Origin of the sequence: Ureaplasma zalophigenitalium (assembly GCF_025780055.1) — a bacterium.
Taxonomy (GTDB): Bacteria; Bacillota_I; Bacilli_A; order Mycoplasmatales; family Mycoplasmoidaceae; genus Ureaplasma; species Ureaplasma zalophigenitalium.
On sequence record NZ_JAOXHJ010000008.1, the window covers coordinates 1 to 21,170 of the forward strand.

General features: G+C 30.7%; 14 protein-coding genes. 5 read left to right on the forward strand and 9 right to left on the reverse strand.

Features of this window, described 5'->3' with window-relative positions; all coding sequences use genetic code 4:
- Positions 1 to 327 precede the first annotated feature (327 nt).
- From OF365_RS02975 to OF365_RS03010, 8 genes are all read right to left on the reverse strand, one after another.
- The gene (locus OF365_RS02975) at positions 328 to 804 is read right to left on the reverse strand and encodes a hypothetical protein (protein WP_263818132.1); all 477 of its coding nucleotides are present in this window, start codon (positions 802 to 804) and stop codon (positions 328 to 330) included.
- Between the two features lie 279 nt (positions 805 to 1,083).
- The gene (locus OF365_RS02980; protein ID WP_263818133.1) at positions 1,084 to 4,461 is read right to left on the reverse strand and encodes a hypothetical protein; all 3,378 of its coding nucleotides are present in this window, start codon (positions 4,459 to 4,461) and stop codon (positions 1,084 to 1,086) included.
- 305 nt (positions 4,462 to 4,766) lie between these two features.
- Positions 4,767 to 5,555: a hypothetical protein gene (locus tag OF365_RS02985; RefSeq protein ID WP_263818134.1), complete on the reverse strand. Its 789-nt coding sequence runs from the start codon at positions 5,553 to 5,555 to the stop codon at positions 4,767 to 4,769.
- Positions 5,555 to 6,985 (reverse strand): aldehyde dehydrogenase family protein, encoded by a 1,431-nt coding sequence (locus OF365_RS02990; RefSeq protein ID WP_263818135.1) that lies wholly within the window; start codon positions 6,983 to 6,985, stop codon positions 5,555 to 5,557. The genes OF365_RS02985 and OF365_RS02990 overlap by 1 nt, the downstream gene beginning before the upstream one ends.
- A gap of 19 nt (positions 6,986 to 7,004) precedes the next feature.
- Entirely contained in the window at positions 7,005 to 7,985 is a 981-nt protein-coding gene (locus tag OF365_RS02995; RefSeq protein WP_263818136.1) for an aspartate--ammonia ligase, read from the reverse strand.
- A 35-nt stretch (positions 7,986 to 8,020) separates the two neighbouring features.
- Complete coding sequence (pgsA, locus tag OF365_RS03000) at positions 8,021 to 8,677, reverse strand: CDP-diacylglycerol--glycerol-3-phosphate 3-phosphatidyltransferase (RefSeq protein ID WP_263818137.1); 657 nt, start codon at positions 8,675 to 8,677, stop codon at positions 8,021 to 8,023.
- On the reverse strand, positions 8,658 to 10,019 hold the full coding sequence (gene asnS, locus OF365_RS03005; RefSeq protein ID WP_263818138.1) for an asparagine--tRNA ligase: 1,362 nt from the start codon (positions 10,017 to 10,019) through the stop codon (positions 8,658 to 8,660). Before asnS ends, pgsA begins: the two co-directional genes overlap by 20 nt.
- Before the next feature lie 60 nt (positions 10,020 to 10,079).
- A complete protein-coding gene (locus OF365_RS03010) occupies positions 10,080 to 10,832 on the reverse strand; it encodes a hypothetical protein (RefSeq protein WP_263818139.1) in 753 nt (250 codons plus the stop codon).
- 285 nt (positions 10,833 to 11,117) lie between these two features.
- Between OF365_RS03010 and def the strand changes: the two genes are divergently transcribed.
- From def to OF365_RS03035, 5 genes are read left to right on the forward strand one after another with little or no spacing between them, the layout of a single operon-like run.
- The gene (def, locus tag OF365_RS03015; RefSeq protein ID WP_263818140.1) at positions 11,118 to 11,720 is read left to right on the forward strand and encodes a peptide deformylase; all 603 of its coding nucleotides are present in this window, start codon (positions 11,118 to 11,120) and stop codon (positions 11,718 to 11,720) included.
- Positions 11,721 to 11,722: 2 nt separating this feature from the next.
- Positions 11,723 to 13,651, forward strand: coding sequence for a DNA gyrase/topoisomerase IV subunit B (locus OF365_RS03020; protein WP_263818141.1), 1,929 nt, complete (start codon positions 11,723 to 11,725; stop codon positions 13,649 to 13,651).
- A 3-nt stretch (positions 13,652 to 13,654) separates the two neighbouring features.
- Positions 13,655 to 16,066, forward strand: coding sequence for a DNA topoisomerase IV subunit A (parC, locus tag OF365_RS03025; RefSeq protein ID WP_263818142.1), 2,412 nt, complete (start codon positions 13,655 to 13,657; stop codon positions 16,064 to 16,066).
- A 13-nt stretch (positions 16,067 to 16,079) separates the two neighbouring features.
- Positions 16,080 to 17,888, forward strand: coding sequence for an oligoendopeptidase F (pepF, locus tag OF365_RS03030; RefSeq protein ID WP_263818143.1), 1,809 nt, complete (start codon positions 16,080 to 16,082; stop codon positions 17,886 to 17,888).
- Between the two features lie 6 nt (positions 17,889 to 17,894).
- Entirely contained in the window at positions 17,895 to 18,524 is a 630-nt protein-coding gene (locus OF365_RS03035; protein WP_263818144.1) for a ribonuclease HII, read from the forward strand.
- A gap of 195 nt (positions 18,525 to 18,719) precedes the next feature.
- Here the strand turns inward: OF365_RS03035 and OF365_RS03040 are convergent, their stop codons facing one another.
- Positions 18,720 to 20,918: a hypothetical protein gene (locus OF365_RS03040; RefSeq protein WP_263818145.1), complete on the reverse strand. Its 2,199-nt coding sequence runs from the start codon at positions 20,916 to 20,918 to the stop codon at positions 18,720 to 18,722.
- Positions 20,919 to 21,170 lie beyond the last annotated feature (252 nt).

Below are 21,170 nucleotides of genomic sequence, written 5' to 3' on the forward strand. Positions count from 1 at the left end.
AGACTATAACCATATATAGGAGAATCACCTTGCTGATATATCGGATAACCAATACTTTCTAATCTATAATTTCTTATTCTAATCGGAATTGTTGATACTAAATCCCCTACTCTTCTCTGTTCTCAAGTGTTTGCAAAAAAGGCGTAAATATTAAAAAAATAAACAGCCTATTATTAAGAGTTAATCAAATGATTTTTGTTTTCAATAATCTTCTTTTTTTAAAATTGGAGCAAGAAATAATAAAAAAAAGCGTTATTTTTCTAAATGTAATAAAAACCTGCTAAGTAAACTACTTATTCCTCAGGTTTTCTACGGTTGCAAATAATTTTAATTCTTTTTCAAACGCGGGATCATACAATCATTAATGTATTGTTTTTGTTTTTTACGACCTTCGATGGTCGAAAAATGGTTATATCAACCACTAAAATAAGGCACTTGATGTTCCGTACATTCTAGTTGGACAATAGCATCTCACTCATCTACACCTGTTTGTTTTAACATACCATTATTAGGGTAAGTGGTACGAGCATTAACAATAATGTAGTGCAACAATAAATGTTGTTCAAAAGTAATAATAATCGCCTCGCTGTTTTTGTACTCATCAGGAAAACGAACTTTTAAAACCAGTCCAGATATATTAATTTCATCAATATGATGTCTTTGATATTTTCATTGCCCATTTGGTAGACGATAATTTTTTTGATAATCACTACACTTTAAACTTTTAAACGGTCCCGTAAGGTGGCCACGAGTTTTTCAAAGATCAATTAAGTCATAGTATATTTTGATTCAATTTATATGCATAACTCCCCTCGCTTTTATGATCTTATGATTGGATATTTATATTTTAATATTGAAATTACACTTTTATATTATCTACACCCATTTTTAATTTTTTATTTTTTCTTATCGGACTTAAAATATTAACATTGGCGCCAAACCTACATAGGATTGAACGTGTGAATCTTTTAATTTACTAAATAATTGTAAAAAATATTATAAAATCAGAATTATCAAATATTTAACAGTATAAAAAAACACCAAAGGAAACCCTGGTGTTTTTTTATAAATACATTTGCTATATTATGACGCTTTTTTCGGATTAATAAATTGTTCATTAAGGAAAGTCATCATGTTATCGATAGCTACTAGTGTAGCAAAATCATTAACTAAGTTATATGCTGTATATCCAACTGTACCTTCACTTGGTTCTGGTCGTCGATATAAATCGGCAGTGAAACGAGCATGATGATTCGTTAAATAAACTTTCTTGCTATCATGTAAATCGTTTAGATAATTATAGTAAGCTTCACGTTTTTTCTTAAAATCAGCTAAATCAGCGTTTTTAGTTTCATCAGTAGAATTTACTAATTTTAAAATACTTGCTGCATATGCATCTTCTAATTTACGCATTTTTTCGTAAAGAGTTTTTTCAGTTTCATTATTAACTAATTCAGGATCTGAAATATCAAAGTTTTTATCATCGCCTTTTAGACTTCATACACCACTAACTACTTCTGATTTTTTTAGGTTTTCAAACGGGTTTCGAATGATTTCCAATAATTTTTTGTCCTGATATTTTTCAGGGATCATAATTGCATCTAGATCAGTCAATTGCTTGTTTTGGAATGAACGCAGTAGGACAAATAATTCCTGTCCAGGGACTAAAACAGCTAATTTTGCATTTTTTTCCTTACGACGTTTAAAACTTTCTAAGTTATTTTTCTCAGACTCAATAGCCTCTAGGTTTTCTTTGAATAGTGGAGATGTTTGTCCATCTGTTTCACTACCAAATTTAGCAAGCGCTTCTTTAGAAACATTTACAATTTGTTCTAATGAATTTTTTATATCTTTAATTTCTTTTTGGTCAACAGTTGACAATAAAGCAGTAATCTTAGCTAATAAATCATCGATAATTTTTGATAAAGATGTTTTTAAAGTAAAATTATCCACATCTGCAAGTATAGCGAATGGTTTGCCATATTGTGTTGATTGATCAACTTCTGTTTTTAAAGACTCTAAACTTGTTTTTCATTGATTTAAAATAGATGTTGCATTCTCTTTAGTTGCAATATCCGAAGTTACTTGGACGTTTTGTAAAGATGTTTTAACTTTGTTAAATAAATCCTTAGCAGCTTTAGTTTCAGCTTCGTTTGCATATGCATCAATAATCGCTTTATTAAGCGAACCGTTAAATGACGGATGATCGTCTCCGTTTAGAACTATTTTTATTTTGTGATGTTCTTCTTTAATTTTTTCGAATTCAGATTTTAACAACTCTAAATTTTTTGATTCTTTTGATGAATTTAAGGCGATTATTTTTTGATTTAATTCGTTTAATAAATTTATTAATGTATTAGGAGATTCAAAAACATATTTTCATTTGCCATCTGCCCCAAAATTAGTTTCACATGTTTTTAAGATTTGCAGCATTTGATCAGCCATTTTTTCGATAAAAATTCGATAAGTTGCATCAGATGTTAGATCATTGTTATTTGGAACAGGAACTATGCTATTAATTAGTGTATTAATGTCTTTAATTTCAGTTTCTAAATTAGTAATGACAGCTTCACTATTTTTAATATTTTTGTCAAATTTTTCGCTTAAATCATATTTAACTAACTCCTTAAATGTCTTATCGTTTAAATTATCACCAGTAACATCATATAGTTTAATTATTTGCAAAATCATCTCAACACGTGATTTAATTAACATAAAATTAATTAGACGATCGTAGGCTTCAATAAATGTTTTAGGAGTTCAATCACGCATTTTTTTAATTTCAGCGTCTATATTTGTGGCAAATTGTTGATAAATAAAAATTCGTTTATTATCATTTTCATCTAGTTTATTTCTCACATCTATAACATTTTTTTTGAAAAATCCATAGAAGTTGTTCGGATTATTCATAGCTACTTGAGTATCAACAAAAGACTTGTATTCTTGCATTTCTTTTTTTATTTCTTTAGATGTATCAATTTTAAGTACTTCATAATAAATGTTTTTCATTTTTCTTAAGAATTTGTCTAAATCTTGTTTATAAACCAAATCATTGAAGTATTTTAATGATTTCTTATCTCTTAACATACGAATAATGTTATTAACGTTATCTGTAAAGTTTTTATATAGCTTATGAAATTTAACCGATCGAATATATTCGTCTCCATGTTGTTTAATGTGATTAGATAATTTTAGAGCAATTTCATGAAATTCACGATAAACTAGGTCAAGGAATTCTTGGTCGGTAATTTCTTGAATAATAGGGAACTCTGATATTTTTACATCCTGTGCGTTATATTTAGAAGAGAAAGAACGTTTATCTTGAGATAGAGCAGCTTCAAAGTGCTCTTCATCATCTAGAATAGAAAAATAAATAACTTGTTTTTGCAATGTATCAGCTTGTGTTTTAGCTGTTTTGTAAGAGTCGTGTAAATTAGTTAATTGTTCAATAATTTTATTTTTATTCTTAGTTTTCTCTTCAGCATTATCACCCTTGAAAGTATTAACTTCTTTGTTAGTTACACTTTTAATAGCGGCCGCTAAATCCTTCATTCTTCAATCAAACAAAGTATCGAAATATTCACTCTTTGGATTATCTAAAGTAATTGAACCTTCTTCTGGTTTAACATATTGAAAAATCAACGAAACACGCTTAATCGTAAAAAGTGTTAATTTTTCAAATTCTGCTAAGTTATTTTTGTTTTCAGCTAATTTAGCAATGCTTTTGTTTGTAGCATCAAAACTCTGGACGATTTGTGCAATTAAAGTCTCATCGTGTTTATATGTTTGTGGGAATTCTTTTTTTAGCTTGCCAAAAAAATCTTTTAATAAAAAATCACTTAGTAATTTTAAGAAACCTTTGGCTGAAGTACTAGTTTTAGCAATCGGTTCTAAATCCGGATCAACAGCATTTTCAATTGCTTCTTTTAATTGTGCTTTCATATCTTCAATTTCTTGAGTATGTTTATCAATTAACGCTTTATTTGCTTGCTGTAAAGCTTCATTTTCGTTTTTATATGTATCATTTGATTTTTTTAAATTACTAATTTCTGAACGCAAACTATATAAAGAATCTTCTAATTCCTTCACATATTTTTCATTGCTATTGCTCTTTAAAATTTTCGTAGCTTTAGCATCAACATCTTTTTTTAAATTCATTGCTACTTGTTCATCTAATTTATTAGCATTTAAATCATTCACTAAACTTAAATAACGTTGGTTTAAAGTTTGCAACTCTTCTTTATAAACAACTTGTTCTTCAGGTGTTAAACCCTCTAACGAACGCTCATCCATTAATTGGCTTAAAACAGCATCGATTTTATAAACCGTAGCAGTTTTTTTATTAAAACCTTGTAAATCTTGATTTTTATTATCTTTTGAACAACTAGCTGCAATAATCGGGATCAATAGTATGGGTGTTAAACCCAATCAAGCAGCTTTTAAATTTTTCTTTTTTTTCATAATTCCTTCTTTCTATTTTTAAAAATAAAAAAACATTTAGGCAGTGAAAAGAAATCGTGCAGCTAAATGTTTTGTTTTATTAAAATGGGTTATTATAAGGTATTAACAACATGTATGAATAAATTTTATTGGAAAACAAAACATTTACTAAAATGATAGTAAACTGAGCATGTTATGCAGAAAATAATTCAGCGTTTTGCATTTCGTTTCAATAACATAAATCCTTACAAAATTCTTTTTATAATACTTATACTATAACACAATTATTAGAAATTATTAATTTTTTTTAAAATTATAAATCTAACCTAGAAAATTTTTCAATACTTTGTATAACTTGTTTCTAAGACCTGCAGACGGTGTTTATAAATTTCAGCGATTTGCATAAAATGTTTTTTAACATTATTAATCGTTAGATTTTCCACATCACGGTTTTGGTTTGTTTGGTTCTGAATAAATAAGGCTCGTTCATTAGGATCGCGAATGTATTGACTTTGCTGATCAAGATCATGGTTTTTTTGAACTGTTTGTGCCTGAATCTCTTTAATTGATTGAGCTAATTCAGCATCTAGTTTTGTAATTAGTAAAGTTGTGTAAGTTTTATATAAAGTTAAAAAACTTTTTAGTTCTGCCGAATTTATTAATGGTCTGTGTTCTAAATTTAAACCGATATAAATAATCAAATCCTTATTAGTTTTTAATTTTTCTAAACGTAATAAATCACTTCCAGTATACTGGTTTTGTTGTCGTTTAGTTTCTAAAACATTAATCTCATCAATAATATCATTAACATCTTTTTTTTGCTCTCCAGCTGTTTGCAAATGATAACCATGAGAATTGATGAACTGGTTAATCATATCTTCATAAACATTTATATCAGCTTTTTGAGTGGCTACTTGTCATGTTTGTGTAAAAGGATTTTTAAAAACAGTTTGTGGCGCAAATCAAGCGTGCGAATAAGGGTATTTTTTAATAAAACTCTGAGCCTCCTGATTAGATTGACAACTTGTTACTAAAAAAGTTATAGCTGTTAAACTAACCAATGAAGTAGTTGCTATTAACCAAATACGTCAAGACTTTTTGAAAAAACCAGCCATTATTTGTTGAAAACAATCCCTTTGAAGTTGGTCATAGAAACTAAAGCTTCCTTAACACCTTGCACGCCAAAACCTGAATTTTTAACACCTAAAAACGGTAAGATATCAGGTCCACGTGATGACGCTTTATTAATGTTAATTGTTCCGGCATCAATTTGCATAGCTAAAGTTTGTGCTAGGGCCATATCTTTTGTAAAAATACTTGCTTGCAACCCGAATTCAGAATCATTAATCATCTTAATTGCTTGGTCATAATCATCATATACTAGAATTGGTAATATGGGACCAAAGGGTTCTTCAAATGCCACGCGCATCTTTTCATTTACCCCATCAATTAACACAGGGTATAAAAGGTTATTAGTTAATTCGTATTTTAAAGGGGTTAATAAAGTAGCTTTTTTATCCTGTGCATCTTGAATTAACTTTAGGTTATATTCTAAAGCTTGAGTACTAATTAAAGGGCCAACTACGGGGTTATCAGCTGGTAAACCAACAGAAACTTTTTTTAATTGATCAAGCATTTTAGAAACTAATAAATCGTGGTTCTGACGAGAAACTAGCACCCGTTTAATAGCTGTACATCGTTGACCAGAATACGAAAAGGCTCCTTTAATAATTTCCTGACTAGCTAAATCAAAATCAGCATCATCTAAAACTAAGGCCGGATCCTTCCCTCCTAATTCTAGGATTAAATGTACATTGTTCGTATGTTTAGCTAATAAATGTCCGACATTTGGCGAACCTGTAAAATTCATGACACGAACATAAGGGTTTGAAGCTAATAAAACCCCATTTTGACGTGCATTAGTCATTAATGAGTTAATAACACCTTTAGGGTATTGGGCTTTTTGAGCTAATTCAGCAATTTTCAAACCAACTAATGAACCTTGCGTTGCCGGTTTGTAAACCACTGTATTTCCTGTGATTAAAGCTGGGGCTAATTTAGTCATTAATAAATTTAAAGGGTAGTTAAAAGGGGAAATAGCTAGGACAACACCGTATGGAACACGATGATAAACGGCAGTTTTGTTGGGTGTTTTTAAATCCTGAGCACTAAATGATAGCGGATGATTGATCATTTCTTGATAAACAGCAATTGTTTCGTGCATGTAATCAATTGTTCGCAAGACTTCTTGCAAGCTATCCTTCGGTGATTTAGCAATTTCTAAAACTAATAAATCAGCTAATTCGTTTTGGTGAGCACTAATTTCATTAGCAAAAGCCTGTAGTAAATTAATTCGGTATTCCATAGATGTTTGGCTGTAGGTTTGAAAAGCTTGATGAGCTTGGTAAAACACATCGTGAATCGCCTCAGGATCATTAATTTGGGGGACTTGGGCGATGATTTGGTTATTGCTGGGGTTAATCACATTAACAAAATTATCTGTGGTAATAAATTCACCATTAATTAAAAGTTTTGGTTGTAGCATATTTTCTCCTTATGCGTGTTTATAAGAGGTGCACGCCTTTTTTCTTTCATAATTCTATATATTCATCAGTTCAGGCTGAAACCTGAACTTCACCAATGTGGCGTTTTTGTAAAATAAACATACACAAACGTGACTGACCAATACCTCCGCCAATACAGTATGGTAATTGGTTTGTTAGTAATAAACGTTCGTATTCGTTCGCAAATGTTGTTTGATCTTGTTTTTTTGTTTGTAAACAATAAGTGGATGCATCCACACGAATACCCATTGACGATAACTCTAAAGCTTCATCATTAATGGCGTGGTAAACAACTAAGTCACCATTTAAATTTCAATCATCATACGAAGGACTACGAGTCGAATGAACCTGCTGTGATTTTAAAGGGTATCCAATACGGCTAATAAAAACAGCCTTATATTTTTTACAAATTAAATACTCCCGTTCTTGTGGGGTATTTATTGGATATAAATCTTCTAATTCTTGTGCGCTAATAAAAAACAAGGTTTGGGGTAATTGGCTTTTTAATTGGTATAAAGCACACACATCTTGTTCGATTTGTCATAACATTCGATATAAACGTTGCACAATTGAGTATAAGTAATCTAAATGTCTATCAGCTGGGTTAATACGCATCTCCCAATCCCACTGATCAACGTAAATGCTATGCAAATGGTCAACATCATCATGCGCGCGGATGGCATTCATATCAGTATATAAACCCTCATAAACATTAAATTCATAAGCTTTTAAGGCATAACGCTTTCATTTAGCTAACGAATGCACAATTTGTAAATCTAAATCAATGTTTTTGGCTTGGAAGCTAATAGGTTTTTGCACTCCGTCTAACTCGTCATTAAACCCCGAAGATGTTTTAACGAACAAAGGAGCTGTAACCCGCAACATTTTTCAGTCTTCTTGAAAGTATTTTTGAAAACGGTTTTTTAAAAACATAATTTGTTCTTGAACTAATTTAATAGCTTTTCTTGTATTAGTACTCATAAACACCTCTCTTAAAAAAATAAATTAGCTAACAGCTAATTTATGCGTGAACGTTTATTGGCTTTTTGGAAATTAATTAAATAAACTACAGCACTATATATGCTAAAGAAGACTGCGACAAAGTTAAGAAGATTCATGACATAAACAAACCAGTGCTGACTATTTTGGATCTGAATGTGGCCCAATGTAAAAAACACACAAATAAAGCCAGAAATTAAAAGACAGGTTTTAATTTTGCCAAAGATACTTGCGTGAATAATAATCTTTTTAGAGGCCGCATAGATACGCACCGCATCTAATAAAATATCTCTTAGCAAATTAATCACAAACAAATAAATTAAAAGACTATGGTTAACAGCCAGCAAAATACCAACACCATTGATTAAAATTTTATCAGCAATGGGGTCAATAATTTTACCTAAACTACTGACGGTATGGAATTTTCGTGCTAAATAACCATCTAATCAATCTGTTGAGGAGGCTAGTATAAAGATAACTGCTGCAGCAATTTGGCAACCACTAATATAGCTGACAAAGCTCTCTTGGATACTAATAACATAACCGGTTTGATCAGGACTGTAAATATTAATCAACAGTAAGATAATGGCAATTAACGCTAAGAAGATGCGTGTAAAGGTAATCGCATTTGGCAAATGACGATTAACACGTGCCTTAAAAGTTGATTTGTCCATGACTACGTGGGAAAGGGATTGTGTCTTTAATATTATCTACACCTGTAACATACATGACTAAACGCTCAAAACCAATTCCAAAACCAGAAGACATATAATAACCATAACGGCGTAAATCTAGATATCATTGTAAGCTAGGTACATCAAGATTTAATTCACGGCATCGGTGTAATAATTTATTATAATCCGCTTCTCTTTGAGATCCACCCACTAATTCACCAATCGCTGGAATCAGTAAATCGGTTGCAGCAACTGTTTTTTGGTCATCATTTAATTTCATGTAAAAAGCCTTGATTTCTTTTGGGTAATTTTGTAAAAAAATTGGCCCATAAACATATTTTTCACATAAATAACGTTCGTGCTCACTGTTTAAATCCATACCAAAAAAAATATCTTGGTTCTCAAAAACAAAACCATCATTTTGTGCTTTTTGTAGAATTTTAATAGCTTCTTGATAATCTAAACGCACAAAATCACTTTGCACAACATTGCGTAGACGCTTAATTAGGTCAGGGTCGTTTTTATCTGCTAAAAAACTTAATTCTTTAGGATTTTTTTCAAGAACTTGTTGAATACAATACTTAACTAGTTTTTCGATTAGGATTTGCATTTGGTTTAAATCAGCGAAAGCCATTTCGGGTTCTACCATTCAAAACTCAGCTAAGTGTCGGTTTGTATGTGATTTTTCTGCTCTAAATGTAGGGCCAAATGTATAAACGTTAGTTAATGCTTGAGCATAAGCTTCAGCCTGTAATTGTCCTGTGACTGTTAAAAAGGTAGGTTTACCAAAGAATTCTTCATTATCATTGGTTTTTAACACAAAGGTTTCGCCAGCTCCTTCCGCATCATTACCTGTAAACAAAGGTGAAGCGACTCAATTAAAATCGTTTTGTTGCATGAATTGGTGAATGCTAAAAGCTAATGTTGAACGAATTTTCATAATGGCATGGAAAGTATTGGTACGAATTCGTAAGTGGGCATTAGTACGTAATGTTTCCATACTTAAATCATTATTGTTGATTAAAAAATCTTCATCACTTTGTTTTAATAGAACAATACTTTGTGCATCTAATTCAAAACTTTGCTGTTTAGATGGAGTTAACTTTAATTCCCCTTCTACTTGAACAGCTGCTCACATACGTGCGTCTTTAATTTGATCAAAATTGGCTAAGTTATTCACTTTATAAACAACTTGCAGATTTGAAAAATCAGACCCATCATTAATGACTAAAAAACCCAATTTTTTTGAGACACGGTTAGAGCGAACTCAACCTGTTAGAGTGATTTTTTGATCAGCAAAAACAGATGGATTTTCATAAATCGATTTAATTTTAGTTATCATAATTTCTTCCTTCTTGTACTATAAAAGTAAAAGCAAAAGGGATCTTTTGCTTTACTTAAGTTAATTATTTTGAGTTTGTTTCTCAGCAGCAGCTTTAGCTTCTGCCTCTTTTTTTTCTTTAGCTTTTTGTAAACGAGCTAAACGACGTTCTTCACGTTTCTTTTCTTTACGACGTAATTCTTCTTCGTATTTTTCATTTGCTTCGACTTCGTCTTCTCTAGTTTCTTTTAATAACTCAAGTATTCGTAATCCAGCTTCTGATAGGCCACCGTTTTTCAATTTTCGATATTTAACAGTACGTTGACTATTACCTTTAGGTTTATTCTTAGGTGTTGATGGTTCAACGGGTGTAGCTTCGGTTTTGGGCGTTTCAGTTGCCACAGAATCTTTTGGCACTTCCACAATTTTTTCTACAATCTTTTCAACTTCTTTAACCACAACTTTTTCAACTTCAACTGGTCGGTCAACATAAACGATCTTTTCAACTTCTTTAATAATTGGTTCAGCTTGTTGAATAACTACTTGTTTAGTATCGTTTGTGCATGTTTGAACATCTAAATCGATATTTAGAGTTTGGTGTTCTGCTGTAATGATATTTGTTTCAAAGTTTTCATAACGGCTATCATGATTTGCAAAAATATCTTTTGATTTTGACTCTCTTAATAAATGTTCTTGGTGTTCAAGAATACTTAAATCTGTTTCACAACCACAATATTCAATTTTTAATAAACGATTACGAATAGAATTGGTTTCATTATACAAATTTCGTAAATCACTAGGACTTTTTATTTTAGATTCATTTTTAGTATTCATTAGTATCAACCTTTTTTCGATATTTTATAATATTTTAATTATATATGAAAGTAAGTAAAAATATGGTTTTTTAGTAAAATAATTAAATCGTAAATAAATTATTTTATTAATGTTATTAGCTTCTTTTACTAAAAGCAGCAGCAAATAAAAAACTTCAAATGAATCAATAAAAACATTTATGATAGCAGATAGTGCTAAAAATATATAGTTAAGGCTTTATGTTTTACGCCCCCTTAATATATAATTAAATTATTTACATCAAATAACAGATATAGAAAGGCACATATGTATAACATTAAATTTCAAGATTTAGTAAAGAAAAAAGTCGCTCCAACGCAAGGATGATTGTTTTCTGATCAACACCCAATTATTCGCACCGTTCTTGATCCCATGCAAGGTTATGAATTTAGCAAAGAAGATATTTATAAACTTAAACAAATGGTTCACTATATTGACCAATGTTATTTAAATAAGGCAAAAAAATATAATATTCGTGCAGGTATAGCAATTGCAGCCAACCAAGTTGGTTGAAACAAGCGCGTAATTTACATTCACTTTGATGATGATATTCAAGAGAACCATTATTTACTAATTAATCCAGAAATTATTAGCGTTTCAGACAACAAAGCTTTTCTTAGCGCCGGGGAAGGTTGTTTATCGGTTCACAAAGATCGCGAAGGTTTTGTTATACGTCATGAATGAATTGAGGTCAAGGCCTATGATTTGATACGTGAAACAATGATACACGAAAAATTTAGTGGTTTTTTAGGAATATGTATGCAACACGAATTAGATCATATTAACGCCGGTTTATATTATGACCGGATCAATAGTTCTAACAAATTTTATAAGGACCCCCAATGAGTTCAAATTGGGCGAAGTAAGTAATCATGTCAAACAAACCGATCTACGATGACCAAAGTGTCCAAGTTCTAGAAGGTCTTGAGGGTGTACGTATGCGTCCTGGGATGTACATCGGGGACACAAATATTAATGGATTACACCATTTAGCTTGAGAAATTATTGACAACGGAATTGATGAAATCAGTAATGGCTTTGGGAAGAACTTATTGGTTACATTACACCAAGATTTTTCATTAAGTGTCTTTGATGATGGGCGTGGAATTCCTACTGGTATTAATCAGAAAACACGTCGTTCAACAATCGAGACCATTTTTACGTACTTGCACGCAGGTGCAAAATTTGGTGAAGCAACGTATAAAAATGCTGGTGGTTTGCACGGTGTAGGGGCGGCTGTAGTGAATGCGCTTTCATCCTTTTTGACTTGCCAGGTACATAAAGATAACCAAATTTATGAGGCTCAATTCGTTGATGGTGGAAAAACAAAACAATCATTAAAAGTAGTCGGTGAAACAAATCAAAAAGGGACAAATATTCATTTTTTACCCGATAAAAAAATTTTTAAAAATCTTAACTTTAATCCCCAAACAATTAAAAATCGTTTACAACAAAAAGCTTATTTAATTAAGGGTTTAAAAATTACTTTTATTAATGAGATCCATAAAGAAAAAATTAATTTTTATTACCCAAACAACGTTGTAGATTTTGTTAATGACCTAAGTGCAAAAACAAAAAACTTAGGGGAAACCATTTATTTTAATTATGAAAAAAACAATATTATTGTTGACTTAGGTTTTAGTTTCAACCAATCATCACAATATATTTTAAATTCCTTTGCTAATGCCATTAACACAGTGGATGGTGGGGTACATGCAATTAGTTTCAAAAATACACTGGTTAGCATTTTAAATGAATATGCCAAAAACAAAAAGATTTTAAAAACAACTGATAAAGGTTTTAGTGAAGACGAACTTTTAGAAGGTCTAATTGCTGTCATCAGTGTTTGGGTACCAGAGTCACTAATTGCCTTTGAAGGTCAAACAAAAAATAAGTTGTCAACTCCTGAAGTGGTCAATGTAGTTCAGGAAGTATTGAACAATAATTTTGTTTTTTGACTAAATTCACACGCGGATTGTGCTTTACAAATTTTACAAAATGCACAAAATATTAAAGAGGCTAAACTAGCAGCTAAAAAAGCTCGTGATATTAAGAAAACCCAAAAAAGTATTAGTAAGGAAATTGGCATGGGTGGTAAATTAACACCAGCCCAGTCCAAAAATCCCGAACTAAACGAACTCTTTATTGTCGAGGGTGATTCAGCTGGAGGTTCAGCTAAATTAGGTCGGAACAAAAAATACCAAGCAATCTTACCGTTGCGAGGTAAGGTTATTAATGTTTTAAAATCTAACATTACTAACGTGATTAAAAACGAAGAAATCGCTTCTATTTTTCGAGCGCTAGGAACAGGAATTGACAAAGATTTTGATATTAAAAAACTAAAATACCACAAGGTAATTATCATGACAGATGCTGATGTCGACGGCTCACACATCCAAGTCTTACTCCTAACCCTTTTTTATAAATATTTAAAACCCTTAATCGAACATGGACACATCTATATTGCTCAACCGCCCCTTTATAAGTTTGTCAACAAAAATAACAAACAAATTCATTATGCTTATGATGATAAAGATTTAAAGAGTTTAAAACAAACATGCAAAAACTATGAAATCCAACGTTATAAAGGGCTTGGTGAAATGAATGCTGACCAATTGTATAATACAACGATGAATCCAGCTAATCGAGTGATGTGGCAAGTTGGCATTGAAGATTATTTAGCTGTGCACCAACAGATTAATGTTTTAATGGGTGAGGATACTGAAATTAGAAAACGCTGAATTGATGAAAATATTGATTTTAGTAATGATGAGGATATCATTACAATAGAGGAGAATTAAGGTATGGCTAATCATATTATTACACAAAACCTTTCTTTAGTCGTATCAGAAAGTTATAAAAAATACGCTAAATACATCATTCAAGATCGTGCCCTACCCGATTTACGTGATGGGTTAAAACCAGTACAACGTCGTATTTTATATGCAATGTACGATTTAAATATTACTTCAAACCAAGCTTATAAAAAATCGGCACGAACCGTTGGGGAAGTAATCGGAAAATATCACCCTCACGGGGATTCTTCCATTTATGAAGCTATGGTACGAATGAGTCAAGATTGAAAAAACAATTTATGCTTATTAGATATGCATGGAAACAAAGGATCGATTGATGGAGATAATGCTGCAGCGATGCGGTATACAGAAACCCGATTAGCTAAAGTTGCTGATTTAATGCTAGAGCACTTAGACAAGCAAACAGTTAACTTTGCGTATAACTTCGATGATTCTGAACAAGAGCCAACAGTTTTGCCTACACTCTTCCCTAACTTATTAATTAACGGAGCTACAGGGATTGCTAGTGGTTATACTACCAATATTCCTCCTCACAATCCTAATGAGGTTTTTGATTGTTTAATCTACAAAATTAAACATCCCCACGCTAGTGAAAGTCAATTATTAAAAATCCTGCCAGCTCCTGATTTTCCCACAGGTGGTTTAATCTATCAATTAGACGAGTGTAAAAAAGCTTTAAGCACGGGCATTGGTAAATTCATTGTTCGGGCTCGCATTGAGCAGAAAACTGATGCTAATAAAATCAATCAATTAGTGATTACCCAAATTCCTTACGAAACAAACAAAGCCGAGATTATAAAAAACATTGACCAAATGATTTATGATCAACAAGTTTATGGAATGGTTGAAGTTCGTGATGAGTCGGATGCACACGGAATTTGCATCGTAATTGATGTCAAAAAAGATGTTGATTTAAATAATTTAATTTCTTATTTATTTAAAAAAACTAATTTACAAATTACATACCACACAAAAATGGTCGCTATTTACAATCGTGCCCCTGTGGTTTTTAATTTAGACTTGTATTGTCAAGCTTTTATTGAACATTCGATTGACATATTAACAAATGTTGATCAATTTAATTTAAATAAAATTAACAAACGGATTGAGATTGTTTTAGGTTTAATTAAAGCATTGGATGTGATTGATGAAATCATTAAAATAATTCGATCCTCAAAAAATAAAGCAGATGCTTCTGTGAATTTAATTAATCGTTTTGGTTTTAGTGAAAACCAAGCCGAAGCCATTGTCATGATGCGTTTATACCGTTTAACTCAAACCGATTTATTATCTTTACAAGAAGAGTATAATAATTTATTAGCCCAACAAACTTTATTAATGAATCGCTTGGAAAACCCCCAAATTATGAACGATTATTTAATTAGTTTGTACGAGGAATATAAGAGAACTTTTGGTTATAAACGTAAATCAACATTAATGGATGAGGATTACAATATTAAGATTGATGAAATGCAAATGCTAGAGGAAACCGATTTACATGTTTGTGTTTCTGTGAACGGATACATCAAAGCAATTAGTTTGAAGTCTTTTCAAACAAACAATTATGTCGATGTAGGTTTAAAAGAAAACGACAACTTAATAGCTCATTTATATTTATCAAACTACGCCCATTTAGTTTTAATTACTTCAACCGGTCGTTTAATTTATTTACCTGTTAATAAAATTAATAACTTTAAATGAAAAGACATCGGCATGCACTTAAATGATTTTTGTACTTGAAATTTACATGAAAAAATTATTGCGGTTCATGTCTATGAAGAATTATCATTCTCAGATCAATACTTATTAATTACTAAGAATAATAAGGGCAAATTATTAGGTTTGCAAGAATTTAATAATTTTGAAAAAAATAAGATTAAAGATACCAAAATTATTAAACTGCAAGATGATGATGAATTAATTGCAGCCCAAATCGTGCACGATCCAAAAGCCCAGGTTTTATGTTTATCAAGTCAAGCTAAAGCATTAGTTTTTCAGGTCAACGAAATTAACCAAGCCAATAAAAATGCTGTGGGGATGAAAATGATGGGTTTAAGCACTGATGATTATTTAGTTGCTGCTGAATTAATTACCCAAAAAACAACTTATTTATGAATGTTTAATGATGAGTGAAACAAAATGGTTCGAATTAGTGATTTAAACATTTCTAAACGGGGACTTAAAGGTGTTAATTTAAACCCAACAAAGAAACAAATTATTTTAACGAACGGCATACTCTTTAATGAGTCGTTGATTTTTAACTTAAAAATGCACAATGATGCGTTAGTGTGCACCAAATTACAATATGTACACAAGGAAATTGATAATCGTTTTGTGAAAAACGATTATGGTATCAAAAGTATTTGTTTAAACAATTTTCTTAAACCAGACGAAAAATAAAAAGGAGTCAATTATGAATAACAACCAAACTTATGAATGAAATCTAGAGGATTTATTACAAAACAAAACCTTAGAAGAAGTTTATCAACAAGTCTTAGACTTAAAAACGCAAATGTTAAAACATTACCCTAACTTTTTAAAATCAGAAGCTGATTTTAAAACATGAATCAATTTTGAGGACGAACGAGAAAAACAAACAAACCGGTTATATAATTATGTACATAACCATTTAAACACGAACGTAGCTGATGCTTATTTTAATGAATGAAACCAAAAAGTAAGTAATTTATTATTTGACTGACACAATGCACTAGCTGATTTTAATGAAATTGTTTTACATAACGAACAATTAATCCGTTCGTATTTGCAAAAAGATTTAGCGCCATATACTTTGCGTTATGAACAAATTTGACGTTATAAAAACCATACATTAGATAAAAAAAGCACTGAACTTTTTAATTTAATGGATCGGATGACACCAGGATTTGATGATATTTATAGCACTTTTACGAATAACGATATGGTTTTCGAACCTATTTTTGATCAAAATAATTACAAATACGAAATTCACAGCGAAGCTGATTGTTTTAAATATCTAAAATCTGAAGATGAATGTTTACGTAAACAAGCTTATTTTAGTTTGCACAATGCTTATGTCAAAAACAAAGCTAGTTTAACAAAAATGCTCTACTTTAATTATTTAGCATACAACCAACGTGCGAAAGCTAAAAACTATAAGGATTACATCCACCAGGCTACATTCGAAGATGAGGTTCATCCCGAATTAATTACCTTTATTTATGACCAAGTAAAAACATATAAACCAAGTGTAATGTCATATGAGCAAGCGCGCGATACATACTTACAACATTTATTAAAAAAACCGCAAGTAGACGAGTGAGATAAACGAATTACTCTTTATGATAAACGTATCGAATACTCGGTTGAGGACGCTAAAAAGATGACTTTGGAATCCTTGCAAGTTTTAGGTCAAGAGTATATTCAAGCAGTGCAAAGAGCATTTGATGAACAATGAGTTTCATGACTACCAAACAAAGGGAAACGCTCTGGTGCTTATTCGATTGGGGGTATTCGTGGTGTTGATAAATATTATATTTTAATGAACTTTGACTATTCAATCGAGAGTGTACAAACAATTGTTCATGAATTAGGTCACTCAATGCATTCCATGTACGCTAATTTAAACCAACCGATTTTTAGTGATTATAAAATCTTTTATGCTGAAATCGCTTCGGTGATTAACGAAGTTTTATTAAATTACTACTTATTAGAAAAATACAAAGATGATAAAAAAATGCGTTTATTAATCTTAGATGAAATGATTTCAGGTTTTTTTAGCACGACTACGCGACAAATCATCTTTTCTAATTTTGAATGGATTGCAAATGAAAAAATCAATAATAACGAAGCTTTTACAGAGGATATGATTTTGCAAACATACGCCCAATTAAACAAGGAGTACGCAGGTAAAGTCATGTACGATGAAAAAGATACATTGTATAATTTAGTTAATATTACCCCTTTACGAATTCCGCATTTTTATGCTGGTAATTTCTATGTTTATAAATACGCAATTGGCCAAATCTGCGCCTTGTTAGCGGGTGATCGTATTTACAAAGATCATAAAAATGTTGATTACTTATTTGCCTTTTTAAAGAGTGGAGGATCAAAATCGCCACTTGAAACAATTAAATTATTAAATGTTGATTTATTAGATCCACAAACATGATCTGAAGGAATTAACATTGTTAATCAATGAATCAGTGAATACCAAATATTGGTTGAAGAGTTAATTAAATAATTATTGATGCTGGATTTTGAAAGAAAGTATTGGATTGAAAACCCCATTATTTTAGGTGTGGATGAAGTTGGCCGTGGATGTTGTGCTGGTCCACTTGTTGTTTGTGCTGTCATTTTACCGCGTAATTACACACACCCTAAAATTCGTGATTCCAAACGCTTAACACCTGAGCAACGTTTAGAATTGTTTAGGATTATCCAAAATGATGCCCTTTTTTATCATTACGAATTTATAAGTGCACAAGAGGTTGATTTACTTAACCCTAAAAAAGCTAGCCAAATAGGCATGCAACGATGTGTGCAAGCCATTCAAGAACAAACGCACATTGATTTAGTTTTAACTGATTTTGAACCTATCTCAACGAGTATTAAACAAATTAATTTAATACATGGTGATAATTTAAGTATTTCCATCGCAGCCGCATCGATTATGGCTAAAGTGATTAGAGATGAGTATATGATTGCATTACATGCCTTATACCCAGACTATGGCTTTAAGGAACATAAAGGTTATGTTACTAAAAAACACTCCCAAGCAATTGAAAAACACGGAGTCCTAAATGGTGTGCACCGTTTATCATATAAAAACATCCAAGGGTGTTTAAATAAAGAATTGCAAAATAAAAAAGATGACTAGTTGTCATCTTTTTTTATTTTTATATCCGTTTTGCTGTGTTATATAAAGATGAGTGAAATGATTAGATTAATTAAAAAAGATAAACAGACACTAACACATATTATGTTTTAAAATATAAAGTTTTTTAAGGTAAAATTATAACAAAAAACAAAGAACAGCTATACCGTTTTTTGTTTTTTTGTAATAATTAAAAATTTAGTTTGTTGGGTGTAACGTTTTTTCAACATCATCCAAAGATTTTTTAATGTCTTTTAATTTTGTGTTTGAGTTAGCAATTAGTTGTTCAATGTTGTCTAATTTGGTTAGTAAATGAGCATCATTTTCATTAGACTCGTCGTGATATAAACCAAAGATTAAATAAGCTAGTTTTAAACGTTTATTAAAATTAAAAATATCATCATTGAATTGGTAATCATTAGGTTTTGGCAGACTTATTTTTGTTTGATTATTCAAATTCAAAATAATTTCATTTTCATTAATGGTGTATGTTAGATCCGATACATCAAAAGATATTGGATGGTTGTTTTGAATGATAGTATAATCATCTAGATTAATATCATAAATGTGTGTTTGTTGATCCTTAGAGCCGATGACATAAAGATGGTTTTTATACCCAGCAACTAGATTTTTAAATTGAACGCCTTTAATTTGCTTAACATATGCTTCATTAAGAATTTGATCTTCTAAAAAGTTTATTGTTTCATTTTTGTTAGATGACTGAAAACTAATGATATCATTTTGTTTTACTAAGTAAAATTTACGATTGTAATAATGGTAATTTGATTCGTTTTGTGGATCAATTTGTTTATTAAACAAGCTATTACTTTCTTGTTCACTAATCATATTCGATTCATTAAGGTCATTTAGATATTTGGTATGCTCTAAACCGTTGATCAATGTATCCCAAGTTAAATGACGGCGTCATTTAAACATCTCACCCATTTCACTAATTAATTTAGCGCTACCTTCATACGCAATTGGGTAATCAATGTCAATAGGGCGCGTATCTAAATGGGTTGGATCGGTAATGAACCACTTATTATTTGCGTTTTTAAAGGCAAAAAAGATGTGCTGTTCACCGGTTATAATCCGAAAGTCTAGATTAGCCATTGAATATAAAATAGCAGCTTGCTCAACATATTCTTTACACACACCTGCATGGCGAATGTATGCATCATTTAACCCATTTGAATTGTTCATATAATTTAAATGATCATCGACATATCTAGTTAATACAAAGACTTTTTCATAGATACTCATGCCGTTTTCGAGTAAATCTAAACCTTCTTTCACATACTTGATCATTGCTTGCTTTGCTTCGTTGCTCAATTGGTTATTAGAAGCTGAAAAAGTAAATAGATTGCCATCTTTTTCTTTAAACATAACAGTCGCAGCTGAACCAAGTGATAAATACGGAAATTTATAATACTGGTGTGATATTAAATCATTGTAATCATCATAGAACTGCTTCATAGAAATAGCTTTTTCATTAGTATCATATTTCTCGGTAAAAAAATTACGTTTTTGTAGTGACTTAATTTCTTTTAATAATTCTTGATGAGCCTGTTGCGCATTTGGTTTTTTTTCAAAAACCACTGTGGGTGTATTTTCACTTTCTTCTTGTTGATCAAACCTTTTTTCTATCCGATCAAAAATTTCGACAAGTTGATTATATTTATCTGATGAATAATTTTCTTTGGTAATAACTTTTAATTGACCAATTAAAAGTTGCATGTCATCAATTCAACTGCCTTGATCATTTTCATTATTAGTACCAAATTGGTTTTTACTGAATAACATGTAGTATGGCATTTGCAATTTCTTTTGGTTAAATTTCAACATTTTATTTTTAATGTGAACAAATTTATTTTGTGCTGCTTTTAGTTTTTGGTTAAAAGTTGCTGAAGAATTATCTGGTTTAATGGTTTGAGGGTTGGATGGTGTATCAGGTTCTATAACATTATTATTGGGGTTTTGGTCACTTGAACTTTGGTTGTCAGTGTGTTCAGATTCAGAATTGCTAGCATCTTGAGTATTAGGTTCTTTTTTAGGCTGACTATTATTTTCAGACTCAACTGGATTATCAGGGTTAATAGGGTTAGTTTTCGAGTTATCAATTTCTGCATTTGAATGATTATGTTGAGTTTGATCATGATTCTCATTATCGTTTTTCCCACCAGATTCTAACTCATTCTTTGTTGTAGAATCTGATGAAGTATTTGGTAAATGCGTTTGCGGAGCAGGATTCTTTTCATTATTATTTGGTTGTTCGTGTTTTAAGTTTTCATCTTTTAATTCTTTATCTTGTGTATTAGCAGTCTTACATGCAACAAGAATAAGGGCACCACCTAAAACAACAGGTGCTAATAAAATTTTAATCAAATGTTTTTTCATTTTATTTCTCCTTATAGAGATCTAATATTTTATCATCTTATTATAATAAAAAAGATAAATAATGCAAACAAAAAAGAATAATATTTCAGTATTTAAGTTTATGTTTTTTGTTTAATAATAACGAAAAAATCCTTAAATAAAGATACGATTTTTATAAAAACGGTTCTAGTCGGTTTTATATATTAAAATATTAGTTAGAGTATAAATATAGGGAGTATGTATGTTAGAACAATTAAAACAAGAATACATTGA